Annotated in this window: 13 protein-coding genes; 3 read left to right on the top strand and 10 right to left on the bottom strand. The window is 67.5% G+C overall.

Annotated features, from left to right (window positions below; translation table 11 throughout):
* Position 1: 1 nt before the first annotated feature.
* The 6 genes from AC3A6R_RS20420 to AC3A6R_RS20395 form a co-directional block, all read right to left on the bottom strand.
* On the bottom strand, positions 2 to 826 hold the full coding sequence (locus AC3A6R_RS20420; protein WP_487865394.1) for an ABC transporter permease: 825 nt from the start codon (positions 824 to 826) through the stop codon (positions 2 to 4).
* 13 nt (positions 827 to 839) lie between these two features.
* Positions 840 to 1,862 (bottom strand): ABC transporter substrate-binding protein, encoded by a 1,023-nt coding sequence (locus AC3A6R_RS20415; RefSeq protein ID WP_487858491.1) that lies wholly within the window; start codon positions 1,860 to 1,862, stop codon positions 840 to 842.
* 38 nt (positions 1,863 to 1,900) lie between these two features.
* Positions 1,901 to 2,902 carry a LacI family DNA-binding transcriptional regulator gene (locus AC3A6R_RS20410; RefSeq protein WP_487865393.1) on the bottom strand — a complete coding sequence of 334 codons (1,002 nt, stop codon included), beginning with the start codon at positions 2,900 to 2,902 and terminating at the stop codon, positions 1,901 to 1,903.
* Between the two features lie 169 nt (positions 2,903 to 3,071).
* Positions 3,072 to 3,584 (bottom strand): signal peptidase II, encoded by a 513-nt coding sequence (gene lspA, locus AC3A6R_RS20405; protein WP_487865392.1) that lies wholly within the window; start codon positions 3,582 to 3,584, stop codon positions 3,072 to 3,074.
* A gap of 1 nt (position 3,585) precedes the next feature.
* Positions 3,586 to 6,441: an isoleucine--tRNA ligase gene (gene ileS / locus AC3A6R_RS20400; protein ID WP_487865391.1), complete on the bottom strand. Its 2,856-nt coding sequence runs from the start codon at positions 6,439 to 6,441 to the stop codon at positions 3,586 to 3,588.
* A 121-nt stretch (positions 6,442 to 6,562) separates the two neighbouring features.
* Positions 6,563 to 7,600 (bottom strand): bifunctional riboflavin kinase/FAD synthetase, encoded by a 1,038-nt coding sequence (locus AC3A6R_RS20395; protein ID WP_487858487.1) that lies wholly within the window; start codon positions 7,598 to 7,600, stop codon positions 6,563 to 6,565.
* A gap of 166 nt (positions 7,601 to 7,766) precedes the next feature.
* Here AC3A6R_RS20395 and AC3A6R_RS20390 point away from each other — a divergent pair, with 166 nt between their 5' ends.
* Complete coding sequence (locus tag AC3A6R_RS20390) at positions 7,767 to 8,327, top strand: HNH endonuclease (protein WP_487858486.1); 561 nt, start codon at positions 7,767 to 7,769, stop codon at positions 8,325 to 8,327.
* Between the two features lie 9 nt (positions 8,328 to 8,336).
* On the opposite strand, the gene AC3A6R_RS20385 is transcribed toward AC3A6R_RS20390, so the two are convergent.
* From AC3A6R_RS20385 to AC3A6R_RS20370, 4 genes are all read right to left on the bottom strand, one after another.
* Complete coding sequence (locus tag AC3A6R_RS20385; RefSeq protein ID WP_487858485.1) at positions 8,337 to 9,131, bottom strand: enoyl-CoA hydratase; 795 nt, start codon at positions 9,129 to 9,131, stop codon at positions 8,337 to 8,339.
* A gap of 16 nt (positions 9,132 to 9,147) precedes the next feature.
* Entirely contained in the window at positions 9,148 to 10,500 is a 1,353-nt protein-coding gene (locus AC3A6R_RS20380; RefSeq protein ID WP_487865390.1) for an alpha/beta fold hydrolase, read from the bottom strand.
* Positions 10,501 to 10,581: 81 nt separating this feature from the next.
* Positions 10,582 to 11,697, bottom strand: coding sequence for an acyl-CoA dehydrogenase family protein (locus AC3A6R_RS20375; RefSeq protein WP_487865389.1), 1,116 nt, complete (start codon positions 11,695 to 11,697; stop codon positions 10,582 to 10,584).
* Between the two features lie 12 nt (positions 11,698 to 11,709).
* A complete protein-coding gene (locus tag AC3A6R_RS20370) occupies positions 11,710 to 12,891 on the bottom strand; it encodes an acyl-CoA dehydrogenase family protein (RefSeq protein ID WP_487865388.1) in 1,182 nt (393 codons plus the stop codon).
* Between the two features lie 161 nt (positions 12,892 to 13,052).
* Here AC3A6R_RS20370 and purN point away from each other — a divergent pair, with 161 nt between their 5' ends.
* Together purN and AC3A6R_RS20360 are read left to right on the top strand one after the other, a co-directional pair.
* Positions 13,053 to 13,649, top strand: coding sequence for a phosphoribosylglycinamide formyltransferase (gene purN / locus AC3A6R_RS20365; protein WP_487865387.1), 597 nt, complete (start codon positions 13,053 to 13,055; stop codon positions 13,647 to 13,649).
* A 35-nt stretch (positions 13,650 to 13,684) separates the two neighbouring features.
* Complete coding sequence (locus AC3A6R_RS20360; RefSeq protein WP_487858480.1) at positions 13,685 to 13,999, top strand: I78 family peptidase inhibitor; 315 nt, start codon at positions 13,685 to 13,687, stop codon at positions 13,997 to 13,999.
* Positions 14,000 to 14,022: the final 23 nt, after the last annotated feature.

Raw genomic sequence — 14,022 nt, 5'->3', positions numbered from 1 at the left:
TTCAGCGCGCGACCGGGTTGGCCCCGAAGCGCCGCGCGACGAACAGCACCAGCCATGTCACCATGCCGAGCGCGATCGACAGCGAGGCGGCGAGCGCGAAGTTGGCATAGTTGGTGAACTCGTTGTAGATGGTGATGGGTATCACCTCGAACTTGCTCGCGAGCGTGAAGGCGGTGCCGAACGCGCCCATCGACGTCGCGAACAGGATCGCGCCGCAGGCCAGGGTGGTCGGGGCGAGTTCGGGCAGCCACACGTCGCGTGCGACGCGCAGGCGCGATGCGCCGAGCGAGCGCGCGGCTTCCTCCAGCTGCACGTTCATCGCCTCGGCCGCGGCCGCATAGGTGGCAATGGCGCGCGGCAGCGAGAAGTACAGGTAGGCGAGGAACAACCCGACCAGGCCGTAGGCGAAGGTGATGCGCTGGCCGAACAGGCTGTCGCCGATGTCGGCCACCACACCCTGCCGCCCGCCCAGCAGAATCACGAAGAAGCCGATGATCACGCCCGGAAACGAGAGCGGCAGCGTCAGCAGCGACAGCAGCATGCGCCGGCCGATGAAGGCATGGCGCGCCAGGTAGATGCCCACGGCCGCGCCGAGCACCAGTGTGACGAGCGTCACCGTGATCGACAGCGCCACGGTGTTGACCATGCTTTCCAGATAGCGCGAATCGGTCAGCACCGCGAAGTAGGTGCGCCAGCCCTTGTCGGCCGGCAGTGCGAGCAGGCGCACCACCGGCAGCAGCCAGAAGGCCGCAAAGAATGCGGCCGCCGGTGCGGCGCAGGCGAGCAAGCGCCAGCGAGGGGTCCAGGCGGTGGCCTTGGCGCTCATCGCGGCCGCGCGTTCAGCGCACTTCCTTGAGATAGCGGTCGGAGAATGCGCGCTGGCCTTCGGCCATGCGGGCGTAGTCGACGCTCTTGGCGCGCGCGTATTCGCTCGCCGGCAGGAACTGCGCCTCGATGTCCTTGGGCATTGCCTTGGCGCGCACCGGCCGCAGGTAGGCCTTGGCCCAGATCGCCTGGCCTTCGTCGGACAGCACGAAGTCGAGCACCTTCTTGCCCTCGGCGGCATGCGGTGCCTTGGCGACCAGGCTCATCACGTAGGGCACGGCGAGCGTGCCTTCGCTCGGGATCACGAAGGCGACGTTGGCCTTGTCCTTGTACTTGGCGCGGTAGGCGTTGAAGTCGTAGTCGAGCAGGATCGCGATCTCGCCCGACAGCACGCGTGCGTACGAGGTCTGCTTGGGCACGATCGGCTCGTTCTTCTGCAGCGCCTTGAAGTAGTCGATGGCCGGGCCGAAGTTGTCGAGCGTGCCGCCGCGCGCCTCGTTCACCGCCACCGCGCCGACGTAGCCGACGAAGGCCGATGCGGGATCGAGATAGCCGATGAGGCCCTTGTATTCAGGCTTGAGCAGATCGGCCCACGACTTCGGGATCGGCTTGCCCTTGAGCGCGTCGACGTTGACCATGAAGCCGAGCGTGCCCGAATGGATGGTGAACCAGTTGCCGGCCGGGTCCTTGAGGCCGTCGGGAATGTCGTTCCAGGCGGCCGGCTTGTAGGGCTGGACCACGCCTTCCTTCTGCGCCTGCACGGCGAAGGTCACGCCGAGGTAGGTGACGTCGGCGACGGGGCTGCCCTTTTCGGCGACGAGCTGCGCGAGGGACTGGCCCGAGTTCTTGTTGTCGGCCGGAACCGTGATGCCGGTCTTGGCCTTGATGGCCTTGAGCTGGGTGCCCCAGTCGGCCCATTCGGTGGGGCAGTTGTAGCAGATGGCGTTCTGGGCCATGGCGCTGCCGCCGGCCAGTGCGGCGGCGAGCAGGCCCAGGCGCGCGAGGCGCGAGAAGCGGAAGGTCTGGAAGGACAACATGCAGGAACTCCTTGTGGGATGGGTCGGGAACGAAGGGATCAGGAAATGGCCGCGGCGGCGCACGATTCGCCGTCGCGAAAGACGTGGGGCAGCAGCAGGCTTGCATCGGGCCCGAGCGGCGCCCCGCCGGCGATGGCCTGGATCAGCAGCTCGACGCTGTGGCGGCCGATGTCGCTGTTGGGCTGCTCGATGGTGCTCAGGGCCGGCGTGAGGTCTTCGCCGAGCGCAATGCCGTCGAAGCCGACCACGCTGAGCGCCTCGGGCACGCGAAGGCCACTGAGGTGCGCGGCGCGGATGCTGCGGATCGCGAGCAGGTCGTTCGAGCAGACCAGTGCGGAGGGCCTGTCGCCCGCCTGCAGCACGCGCGCGAGCGCATCCACCGCGCTTTCGACGAAGGGCACCTCGATCAGCGGCAGCGCCTTGAGGCCGGCATCGCGCATGCCCTGGCGATAGCCGCGAAAGCGCTGCTGTGCCCGGTCGGAGGCGGCCAGCGTGCCGCTCACCATGGCGATGCGGCGATGGCCGAGCAGCACGAGCCGCGCCACCGCGTCGGCCACGGCCGCCTCGCCATCGACCGTCACGCAGGGATGGTCGGCGTGGCGGTTGTAGGCGAGCACATAGGGCGTGCCGACGCCGCGCAGCCGCGCGAGCGCGGCCGACGTCGACGGATTGGAGACCACCAGGATCAGCCCGTCGACGTTGCCCGCGAGCAGCAACTGCACCGCACGCTCTTCTTCCTCGAACCGGTAGCCGGTGGTGATGGGAACGATGGCGTAGCCGCCCGCGATCGACGCGCGTGCGATGCCCTGAAGGCATTCGGCGAAGGTGGGGTTCAGCAGCGTGGGAAGCACCACGCCGAGGGCGCGGCTGCGCTGCGTGCGCAGGGTGCGTGCGCTGGCATTCGGCAAGTAGTCGAGTTCGTGCGCCACGCGCTCCACCAGCGCCCGTGTGGCCGGCGTGACCTTGTCGGGAAAGTTGAAGACGCGCGAGACGGTGGCGACGGAGACCCCGGCTTTGGCGGCGACGGCTTGGATGCTCATGGGTGGCGGCTGATGCGATGTAATCGATTACATTTCACCGCGCCAGTATGACCCCGCCGTGACAGCGCGCGAAGAGGGGAGTAACCCTCTCCTTTTCGTTGACTATTGAATTGCTTTGCGGAGCCTCAGGCCGCGCGCGCAGGGCGGGCGGCCTGGACCGGGGGCGCGGCTATTTGGCGCGCCTGACCCGCCGGATCTCGTCGAGGATCAGGCAGATCGCGCCGAGCGTGATCGCGCTGTCGGCCACGTTGAACGCCGGAAAATACCAGTTGTTCATGTGGAAGCTCAGGAAGTCCACCACGTAGCCGTGCATCAGCCGGTCGATCACGTTGCCGACCGCACCGCCGAGGATGCAGGCCATGGCGAACGAGAAGAGCTTCTGCCCCGCGTGCGACCTCAGCATCCACACGATGAACACCGCGGCGGCAATGCCGATCGCCGTGAAGAACCAGCGCTGCCAGCCGGAGTGGTCGGCCAGGAACGAGAACGCGGCGCCCGTGTTGTGGGCCCGCACCACGTTGAAGAAGCTCGTCACGTAGGTTGCGTCGCCGAGCTTGTAGGCGCCCAGGATCAGCGTCTTGGTGATCTGGTCGATGGCCAGGATGGCGGTCGCGAGCGCGAGCCACGGCCAGATGCTGCCGCTGCGCGAGGGCGATGCGGTCATGGAGCGTGCGGCCGCCATCTCAGGCAAAGCTCCGCGACTCGCCGGCGCCGAACAGGTTGCTCGTGCAACGCCCGCAGATGGTCGGATGCGCGGCATCGTGACCGACATCGTCGCGGTAGTGCCAGCAGCGTTCGCATTTGGGCGCGCTGCTCGGCACGACCTGCGTGGAGAGCGCATCGCTCGCGGCGAGCTCGATCGCCGAGGCGATGAAGACGAACTTCAGGTCGTTGCCCAGCGACGCCAGCAGCGCATGGTCGTCGGACGGTGCGCTGAGCTTCAGGTTCGCCTGCAGCGACGAGCCGACCTTGCCTTCGGCACGCACGGCCTCGATGTCCTTGTTCACCCCGTCGCGGATCTCGCGGATGCGGCCCCACTTGGTGAGCAGGGCCTCGTCGGGTGCATCGAAGCGGCTGTAGGTCTGCGCAAAGATCGACTCGCCCGGCTGGCCGGTGCTCACGAACTTCCAGGCTTCCTCGGCCGTGAAGCTCAGGAACGGCGCCATCCAGCGCAGCATCGCCTGCGAGATGTGCCACAGCGCGGTCTGCGCGCTGCGGCGCGCGCGAGAACCGGGCGCGGTGGTGTAGAGACGGTCCTTCAGGATGTCGAGGTAGAAGCCGCCGAGGTCTTCCGAGCAGTAGATCTGCAGCTTGGCCACCACCGGATGGAACTCGTACACCTTGTAGTGCGCGAGGATCTCGGCCTGGAACTGCGCCGCGCGCGAGAGCGCGTAGCGGTCGATCTCGAGCAGCTCGCCGAGCGGCACCGCGTCCTTCGCGATGTCGAAGTCGCTGGTGTTCGCAAGAAGGAAGCGCAGCGTATTGCGGATGCGGCGGTACGAATCGACGACGCGCGCGAGGATCTTGTCGTCGCCCGCGATGTCGCCCGAGTAGTCGCTCGCGGCCACCCACAGCCGGATGATCTCGGAGCCAAGCTTGCTGCTGATCTCTTGCGGGTCGATGCCGTTCTTGAGCGACTTGCTCATCTTGATGCCCTTGGCATCGACCGTGAAGCCGTGCGTGAGCAGGCCCTTGTACGGCGCCCGGTCTTCGAGCATGCAGGCGATCAGCAGCGACGAGTGGAACCACCCGCGGTGCTGGTCGTGGCCCTCGAGGTACAGGTCGGCCTCGGGCCCGGTCTCGTGGTGCACGTTGGGGTGCGTGCCGCGCAGCACGTGCGAGAAGGTCGAGCCCGAGTCGAACCACACCTCGAGGATGTCGGTGCTCTTGGTGTAGTGCGGCGCGTCCTCGGCGCCCAGGATCTCTTCGACGGTGACGCGGCTCCAGGCCTCGATGCCGCCTTTCTCGACGATGTCGGCGGCCTGGTCGAGGATATCCATGGTGCGCGGATGCAGCTCGCCCGAATCCTTGTGCAGGAAGAACGGGATCGGCACGCCCCAGCTGCGCTGGCGGCTGATGCACCAGTCGGGACGATTGGCGATCATGTCGTGCAGCCGCGCCTTGCCGTTCTCGGGGTAGAAGCTGGTCTGTTCGATGGCTTCGAGCGCCGTCTGGCGCAGCGTCTTGGGCGCCTTGTCCTTGGTGAACACGCCTTCGCCTTCGTCCATGCGCACGAACCACTGCGCGGCCGCGCGGTAGATCACCGGCGTCTTGTGGCGCCAGCAGTGCGGGTAGCTGTGGGTGATGGTCTCGGTGGTCAGCAGGCGGTTGGCATCGCGCAGCGCGGCGATGATCACCGGCACGGCCTTCCAGATGTTCTGGCCGCCGAACAGCGGGAAGTCGGGCGCGTAGCTGCCGTTGCCCTGCACCGGGTTCAGGATGTCGTCGTACGCCACGCCGTGTGCAATGCAGGAGTTGAAGTCGTCCACGCCGTAGGCAGGCGACGAGTGCACGAGGCCCGTGCCGTCGGTGGCCGTGGCGTAGTCGGCCAGGTACACGGGCGACAGGCGCTGGTAGCCCGCATCCACGTCGTACAGCGGGTGCTCGAATTCGAGCCCGCCGAGCTTCTCGCCCTTGACCGTGGCCAGCACCTTGCCGTCGAGCGCATAGCGCGTCATGCACATCTCGACCAGCGAGTTGGCGAGGATCAGCAGGCCGCGCTCGGTGTCGACGAGCGAATACTCGATCTCGGGGTTCAGGTTGATCGCCTGGTTGGCCGGGATCGTCCACGCAGTGGTGGTCCAGATCACGGCGAAGATGTCGCCGAGGATCTGGTGGTCGGTTTCGAAGGCCGCGAGCACCTTCGCGCGGTCGTGCGCCTTGAAGGCGACATCGAGGGTCTGGCTCTTCTTGTCGGCGTACTCGATCTCGAACTCGGCCAGCGACGAGCCGCAGTCGAAGCACCAGTACACGGGCTTCAGGCCGCGATAGACGAAGCCGCGCTCGATCACGCGCTTGAAGGCGCGCAGCTCGCCGGCCTCGTTGGCGAAATCCATCGTCTTGTAGGGATGGTCCCATTCGCCCAGCACGCCGAGGCGCTGGAAGTCGGCCATCTGCTGGGCGATCTGTTCCGTGGCGTAGGCGCGGCTCTTGGCCTGCATCTCGTCGCGGCTCAGGTTGCGGCCGAACTGCTTCTCGATGGCGTTCTCGATCGGCAGGCCGTGGCAGTCCCAGCCCGGCACGTAGAGCGCGTCGTAGCCCTCGAGCTGGCGCGCCTTGGTGATCATGTCCTTCAGGATCTTGTTGACCGCGTGGCCCATGTGGATCTGGCCGTTGGCATAGGGCGGGCCGTCGTGCAGGATGAACTTGGGCGCGCCGTGACGCGCGTCGCGCAGGCGATGGTAGCGACCTTCGTCGTTCCATTCCTTGACCCAGCCCGGCTCGCGCTTGGGCAGGTCGCCGCGCATCGGGAAGGGGGTGTCGGGCAGGTTGAGGGTGGCGCGGTAGTCGGTGGGGGAGGGAGCGGCAGCGTCAGACATGTTGGGGTGCGAAACAGAGGGGCTTCGACAGGCTCAGCCCGAACTGCACGAAGCGGTCGGTGCGGAAGAAAAGCCGTTCGCCCTGAGCTTGTCGAAGGGCGGCAGCACGGTGCGTGCAGGGCTAAATTCGGTCGCGCGTGGTCTGGCGGTGGGTTTCGGCGTGGGTCGATGCGAAGAACGCACGTGCGTCGCGCCCATCCTTGGCGATGCCCGCAGTCAGGGCCTCGAGGCTGGTGTAGCGCAATTCGTCGTGCAGTTTGTGCAGCAGTTCCACGCGCACGATTTTACCGTAGGCCCCTTCGGACCCCAGATGCGAGGGCCACTCGAGGCAGTGCGTCTCGAGCAGCACCCGGCCCGCGTTGACGTCGTTGGCGTCGAGCGAGGGGCGCACGCCGAGGTTGGCCACGCCGGGCAGCGGCCGGTCGGCCAGTCCGTGGACCAGCACCGCGAAGATGCCGCTGGCGGCCGGTTTCCAGTGCTTGAAGCGCATGTTGAGCGTGCGAAAGCCGTCGTCCTGGCCCGGGGCCGAGGCGCCGAGCGCGCGGCCGAGCTTGCGGCCGTGGACCACGTGGCCCGAGATCGCGTAGGGGCGACCGAGCAGCATCTGGGCGTCGGCCATGCGGCCTTCGGCCAGTGCATCGCGCACGGCCGAACTCGAGACCCGCAGGCCGTGCACCTCGTAGCTGTTCATGCGCGCGACGTCGAAGCCGCGCGCCTCGCCGGCCGCATCGAGCATGGCGTAGTCGCCCGCCCGTTTGGCGCCGAAGCGGAAGTCGTCGCCCACCAGCACATAGCGCGCGCCCAGACCGTCGACCAGCACGTTCTGGATGAATTCCTCGGGCGACTGGCTCGCGAGCCGCTGGTCGAAGGGCAGCACGATGGTCTGCGTAACGCCGCAGGCGGCGAGCTCACCAAGCTTGTCGCGCAAGGTGCCGATGCGCGCCGGCGCCAGTTCGGGCTTCTTGGTCAGCGCGGCGAAATAGTCGCGCGGATGCGGCTCGAAAGTGAGCACGCAGCTCGGCAGGCCGCGCTGGCGCGCCTCAGTCTGCAGCAGCGCCAGCATGGCCTGGTGGCCGCGGTGGACGCCGTCGAAATTGCCGATCGTGAGGGCGCAGGCCGGAGCCACGCCCGGATGCCGGAAGCCGCGGAAAACCTGCATCTGTAGTATCTTTTTGATAGCGCCTTTTGCCCGTCGAATGGGCGGATCAGGCCGTTTTGTCACAAAGCCGGTATATTGTGACTCAGTGCGTCGCCGCAAGGGTCTCCGACCCGCTCCGTGTCGCTGGTCTTTTTCCGTGTTTCTTTCGTTTTCGAGGAGGCGTGTGGTGAAGGTCTTGAAGCTGTCGGCCCAGGGGCTGCCCCAGTCATGGATATCGCTCGAACAGGCGGTGATCCACTATGCGGCGGACGAAGTCCGCTGGGAGGTGGGCGCGCAGGTCGCTGTGTTCCGTGGCGGGCACAACGCCATCACCGGCGAGCAGTCGCAGATCGCGATCAACAGCATCATCGGCACCAAGGGCGTGCCGCGCATCAACCCCTTCCACCAGCGCCCGGGCCTGACCAACAGCAAGCTGTTTGCGCGCGACCGCAACGTCTGCGCCTATTGCGGCGGCCATTTCCACGAGGACGAGCTCACGCGCGAGCACATCATCCCGTTCGCCCAGAAGGGCATCGACAACTGGATGAACGTGGTCACGGCCTGCAAGCCCTGCAACCACCGCAAGAGCAGCCGCACGCCCGAGCAGGCGAACATGCCGCTGCTGTACGCGCCCTATGTGCCGAGCCTCTGGGAAGACTTCATCCTGCGCAACCGGCGCATCCTGACGGACCAGATGGAGTTCCTGATGGCGCACCTGCCACAGTCCTCCCGGTTGCACGACAGCTGAGCCGGCGCTTCAACGCTTCCAGCCGGGCGGCCGCTTCTCGATGAACGCCTGCACCCCTTCGAGCGCGCTCTCGTCCATCATGTTGCAGGCCATGGTCTGGCTCGCATCGGCCAGCGCGGCCTCGATGCCGGTCTCGAGCTGCCGATAGAACAGGGCCTTGCCGAGCGCCAGCGCCCGGCGCGGCTTGGCGACGATGCTGGCCACCAGCGCCTCGACCGCCGCGTCCAACTCCGTTGGGGCCGCGACGCGGTTGACGAGACCCTTGTCGCGCGCCTCGTCGGCACCGATGAACTCGCCGGTCACGAGCATCTCGAAGGCTTCCTTGCGCCCGAGGTTGCGCGACAGCGTGACGCTCGGCGTGGCGCAGAACAGGCCCACGTTGACGCCGCTGACTGCGAAGCGCGCCTCGCTCGAGGCCACCGCCAGATCGCACACCGCCACCAGCTGGCAGCCGGCGGCCGTCGCGATGCCATGCACGCGTGCGATCACGGGCACCGGAAGCCGCTGCAGCGACAGCATCATGGCGCCGCAGCGCGCGAAGAGCCGCTCGTAGTAGCCGAGCGAAGGTTCGGCGCGCATTTCCTTCAGGTCGTGGCCGGCACAGAAGGCCTTGCCGGTGGCCGCGATCACCACGGCGCGCACGGTGTCGTCGGCCGCGGTGGCGGCGATCGCCTGCTCGAGTGCTGCGAGCATATCTTCGGACAGCGCGTTGAACGCCGCCGGCCGGTTGAGCGTCAGCGTGACCACGCCGCGCGCATCGCGCACGCTGAGCACGCAGGGGGAGGGAGCGGTGATGTCGTTCATGGCCTCGTGCCTCGTCTCAATAGGTCAACTCGAGCACGGTCACATGCGCCTGCGCGGCGGGCCAGCTGAGGCCGGTGATGCGCTCGCCATTGAACTCGCCGGTCACGGCGCGCTGGGGCTCGGCCGCGGCGAGCCGCAGTCTCGACGACGACACGCCCGAACCTCGGGGCGGCACGCCCGGTGGCGGGCTCTGGCCGTCGAAGCGCATGGTGTCGCGCTGGGCGTCGAAATAGCCGCGAGGCCGCGTGAAGACCACGACCGCCTTGGCGTTGGAATCGGCCGGCGTGAGGCGCTCCGGGCGCAGGTTCACGACCAGGCTGCTGCGCGGGAACGGACTGCGGTAGATGTGCGTGGTGCCGTAGCCCGGTGCTGCGAGAACGAACTCGTAGGCCGTGTCGCCGCGCGCCCTGAAAGGGCCCCAGCGGCCGTCGGCGCCGATGTTCTTGCTGTGCACGGCCTCGCCGCGCCGTGCGCCCGTGGCCGGATCGACGGCATGCACCGTGACCTGCGCGCCGTTGAGCGCGATGTTCTCCGCCCCGATGGCGCGGCCGTCGAGCACGACCTGCGCCTCAGGCGCCACCGCCGTGCTGCGCGGCGCCTCGCCGGTAAGAAACTGCCAAGTGGCCGCGAAGGCCGCCGGCGAGAACGAGGTTTCGCGGTGATCGACGCGCGGCAGCACCACGTTGGTCGCGCCCTTGAGCGCGGGACCATCGAAGCCGATGTTCGTCGGCTGGCCCGGCGCGCCGATCCAGAGGCCATCGGGCTGCGCGTATTTGTCGTTGTTGTCGGAGCGCAGCGTGAGCCACTGGACGCCCGGCGTGACCTCTTCTCCGTTCGGCCCCTTCGGCGCATTGAGCTGCTGCATGAAGCCCGAGAGTCCCGAGAACTCGTTGTTCTCGCGCAGGCCCTTCACGGCCCAGATTCCGTGCGCGGGATTGCCGCCGAGCACCACGTGGCTCACCACGGCTGCGCCGCCGCCGTTCTGCACGTAGTTGCGGATGGTGTTGCCGCCGCGCGAATTGCCGATCAACACCACCTTGGCCGCGCCGGTGGCTTTCAGGACCCGCTCGACCTGGGCCTTGAGGAAGGTGGCCGAATCGGTGGTCGAACTGCGGCCCGGCTGCGCCACGGCATCGTCGTCGCGCGCGAGGGGGTAGGGCTGGTCGAGCGCAAAGAGGCGCTCGCGCGGCCAGCCGTTCGATTCGAAGCGCCAGAGGGTGGTCTGCCACAGCGCGGCCGAGTCGCCGTTGCCGTGCATGAAGACGATCGGTGGGCGTTCGGCATGCGAAGGCGAGGGCGTAGTGGCGCAGGCGGTCAGCATGGCAGTGGCGACGAGCCCGAGGGCAAGGAGGGTGCGGCGGGATGGCATGTTTTGCGTTCCTGGCAGGTCCAAGTGAAAACGCCCGCCGGCGCAGGGCGGGCGGGCGTCGATGCTATGAGAGAAATACCTTCAGGCGAAGACCCCGGCCGTGTCCTGCATGCGCGCGGAGACTTCGCCCAAGTGGTGCAGCGAGTCGCCGAAGGTCATCTCGAGCTGGGTGAGCTTGCGGAAGTAGTGGCTGCCGATGTATTCGTCGGTCACGCCGATACCGCCATGCAGCTGCACCGCATTGGCCGCCACGAAGCGCATCGACACACCGAGCTGGTACTTCGCGCGCGCCATCGCCTGCCGGCGCTCGTCGGCTGGGGCTTCGAGCTTGAGCGTGGCGTAGTAGCTCATGGAGCGTGCGAGCTCGAGCTGCATCTTCATGTCGGCCAGCCGGTGGCGCAGCGCCTGGAAGCTCGCGATGACGACGCCGAACTGCTTGCGCTGGTTCATGTATTCGACCGTGAGCGCCACGGTCTTGTCCATGATGCCAACCGCTTCCGCGCAGGTGGCGGCGATGCCGACATCGACCGCGTATTCGAGCACCGGCAGGCCATCGGCCGCGATCAGCGTGGCATCGGCCTTGTCGAACACCACTTCGGCGGCGCGGCTGCCGTCCTGCGTGCCGTAGCCGCGCGCTTCGACGCCGCTTGCGCTGCGCTCGACCAGGAACAGGGCGATGCGACCGTCGGCCTGCGCCGGCACGATGTAGGCGTCGGCTTCGTCGCCCACGGGCACCACGCTCTTGGCGCCGCTCAGCGACCAGCCGTCGCCGGCCTTCACGGCCTTGGTCTCGCACACGTCGAGGCGGTAGCGCGCCTTGCGCTCCTGGTAGGCCAGCACCACGATGGCCTGGCCGCCGGCGATGCGCGGCAGCCAGTTGTCCTTGAGCTCCGCTGGGGCGTGGCCGCCGAGCACGGCGCCGGCGATCAGCGTCTGCACGAAGGGCTCCAGCACGATGCCGCGGCCCAGTTCTTCCATCACCACCATGCCGGCCACCGGGCCCATGCCCAGGCCGCCGTCGTCTTCGGGGATGTAGAGGCCGCCGAGGCCCAGCTCGGCGAGTTCGTCCCAGGCCTCGCGCGAGAAGCCGCCCTTGGCCTCGATGCCGCGGCGGCGTTCGAAGTCGTAGCCCTTGTCGACCCACTTGCGAACGGCGTCGCGCAGTTGTTCCTGGTCGTCGGTGAAATTGAAGTCCATATTCTTGTCTCCTCAGCCCAGCACCGTCTGGGCGACGATGTTGCGCTGAACTTCGTTGGAACCGCCGTAGATGGTGGTCTTGCGCATGTTGAAGAAGGTCGATGCGAGCGGCGCCAGGGCCGGGTTGCCGCCGGGGAAGTCGCCCTGCCAGCCGGCCTCCATCGCCTCTCGGATCAGCGGCAGCGAGTAGGCGCCGCCCGCGAGCATCATCAATTCGCTGTAGCGCTGCTGGATCTCGCTGCCGCGGATCTTGAGCAGGCCCGCGACGTCGAGCGAGTTCTTGCCCGACGTGGCGGCCGACAGCACACGCAGCACCATCATCTCGAGCGCGACGATGTCCACTTCGAGCTTGGCGATCTCGTCGCGGAAGCGCATGTCGTCGTAGACGCCTTCGCTCTTGGCGATCCGCTTCAGGCGCTCGAGTTCGCGCTTGGCGCGGTTCACGTCGGCGATGTTGGTGCGCTCGTGCGAGAGCAGGTGCTTGGCATAGGTCCAGCCCTTGTTCTCCTCGCCGATCAGGTTCTCCGCGGGCACCTCGACGTTGTCGAAGAACACCTCGTTCACTTCGTGGCTGCCGTCGATCAGCTTGATCGGTCGCACCGTCACGCCGGGCGACTTCATGTCGAGCAGCAGGAAGCTGATGCCGGTCTGGGGCTTGCCCTCGTTGCTGGTGCGCACGAGGTTGAACATCCAGTCGCCGTACTGACCTAGCGTTGTCCAGGTCTTTTGTCCATTGACGATGTACTTGTCGCCCTGGCGCTCGGCCTTGGTCTTGACCGAGGCGAGGTCGGAGCCCGAGCCCGGCTCGCTGTAGCCCTGGCTCCACCAGACCTCGCCGCTGGCGATGCCGGGCAAAAAGCGCTTCTGCTGCTCGGCATTGCCGAAAGCCATGATGACGGGCGCCACCATGACGGGGCCGAACGGGATGATGCGCGGCGCGCCGGCCAGCGCGGTTTCTTCCTCGAACAGGTGGCGCTGGATGGCGGTCCAGCCCGGGCCGCCGAATTCCTTCGGCCAGCCGTAGCCGAGCCAGCCCTTCTTGCCGAGGATCTTGGCCCAGCCCTGCAGATCGTCGCGCGTGAGTTCGAGCGCGTTGTGCACCTTGTGCGAAATCTCTTTGGGAAGGTTCTCTTTGACCCATGCGCGAATTTCTTCGCGGAACTTCTGTTCTTCGGGCGTGAAGCTCAAATCCATGCGTGCCTCGCTGTGTTGAACGGTCGGCGCCATCGCGGCGATGGCGGCCTGTCTCCGGAACCCGGAGTTTTAGCACGGTCGTGCTGTGAACTGGTGTCCGCGCGGCGACAAGTTGTGTGCCGCGGGCGGTGAGCGCCGAACACAGATAATCCCGCCCTCCCATGAAGAACATCGTGATCCTGATCTCCGGCGGCGGCTCCAACATGGCGGCCATCGCGCGCGCCGCGGAACGCGACCGCTGGACCGAACGCTTCGGCGCCCGCGTGGCGGCGGTCGTGAGCAACAAGGCCGATGCGGGCGGGCTCGCGCTTGCCCGGGCGCACGGCATCGCCACTGCCGTCGTGCCGCACCAGGCATTCGCCAGCCGCGAGGCTTTCGACGCGGCCCTGGCCAGTGAGGTCGATGCGCATTCGCCGGCGCTGGTGGTGCTCGCGGGCTTCATGCGCATCCTGACGCCGGGCTTCGTCGACCGCTATGCCGGCCGGCTGGTCAACATCCATCCCTCGCTGCTGCCGGCGTTTCCGGGGCTCAACACGCACCAGCGCGCGATCGATGCCGGCTGCAAGGTGGCGGGCGTGACGGTGCACCAGGTCACGAGCGAACTCGACCACGGCCCGATCCTGGCGCAGGCGGCGGTGCCGGTGTTGCCCGGCGACACCGCCGGCGATCTGGCAGACCGCGTTCTGGCCCAGGAGCATCAGTTGTATCCACGCGCCATTGCCGGGTGGCTGGCAGATACATCGAGACGCATTCGTTAAGAATTGTTTATATTCGCGGTTTTCGGGAGCCCCACTTGAAAACTCCATCGCTACTGCTGGCCGCCACGGGCGCCATTCTGCTCACCGCCTGCGCCGCGCCCGGCTCTGCGACGGCGCCTGCGTCCGCAGCACCACCCGAGCCGGTCTTTCAATGCAACGCCGACGGGGCCCGCTTTGCGGTGGGCCAGCAGCTGTCGCCCCAACTGGAAGCCGCGGCCCGTGTGCGCGCCGGTGCCGGCACCTCGCGGGCGCTGAAGCCGGGTGAGGTGGTGACGATGGAACTCAACGGCGGACGCCTCAACCTCGATGTGGATGCGCGCGGCCGCGTGACCGACGTTCGCTGCGGCTGAAGCAGCGCAGCGCTCCGGGGCCG

This window comes from Variovorax sp. Soil_C_19 (genome assembly GCF_057657255.1).
The sequence above is the reverse complement of the archived record's forward strand: the minus strand, read 5'-3'. Positions and strand labels throughout refer to the sequence as shown.

What these genes read in the sequence shown, in the direction of transcription:
- AC3A6R_RS20370 (WP_487865388.1), bottom strand. Translation starts at nt 12,891, where the DNA reads ATGGATTTGAGCTTCACGCCCGAAGAACAGAAGTTCCGCGAAGAAATT.
- AC3A6R_RS20415 (WP_487858491.1), bottom strand. Translation starts at nt 1,862, where the DNA reads ATGTTGTCCTTCCAGACCTTCCGCTTCTCGCGCCTCGCGCGCCTGGGC.
- purN (WP_487865387.1), top strand. Translation starts at nt 13,053, where the DNA reads ATGAAGAACATCGTGATCCTGATCTCCGGCGGCGGCTCCAACATGGCG.
- AC3A6R_RS20410 (WP_487865393.1), bottom strand. Translation starts at nt 2,902, where the DNA reads ATGAGCATCCAAGCCGTCGCCGCCAAAGCCGGGGTCTCCGTCGCCACC.
- lspA (WP_487865392.1), bottom strand. Translation starts at nt 3,584, where the DNA reads ATGGCGGCCGCACGCTCCATGACCGCATCGCCCTCGCGCAGCGGCAGC.
- AC3A6R_RS20385 (WP_487858485.1), bottom strand. Translation starts at nt 9,131, where the DNA reads ATGAACGACATCACCGCTCCCTCCCCCTGCGTGCTCAGCGTGCGCGAT.
- AC3A6R_RS20380 (WP_487865390.1), bottom strand. Translation starts at nt 10,500, where the DNA reads ATGCCATCCCGCCGCACCCTCCTTGCCCTCGGGCTCGTCGCCACTGCC.
- AC3A6R_RS20395 (WP_487858487.1), bottom strand. Translation starts at nt 7,600, where the DNA reads ATGCAGGTTTTCCGCGGCTTCCGGCATCCGGGCGTGGCTCCGGCCTGC.
- AC3A6R_RS20375 (WP_487865389.1), bottom strand. Translation starts at nt 11,697, where the DNA reads ATGGACTTCAATTTCACCGACGACCAGGAACAACTGCGCGACGCCGTT.
- AC3A6R_RS20420 (WP_487865394.1), bottom strand. Translation starts at nt 826, where the DNA reads ATGAGCGCCAAGGCCACCGCCTGGACCCCTCGCTGGCGCTTGCTCGCC.
- ileS (WP_487865391.1), bottom strand. Translation starts at nt 6,441, where the DNA reads ATGTCTGACGCTGCCGCTCCCTCCCCCACCGACTACCGCGCCACCCTC.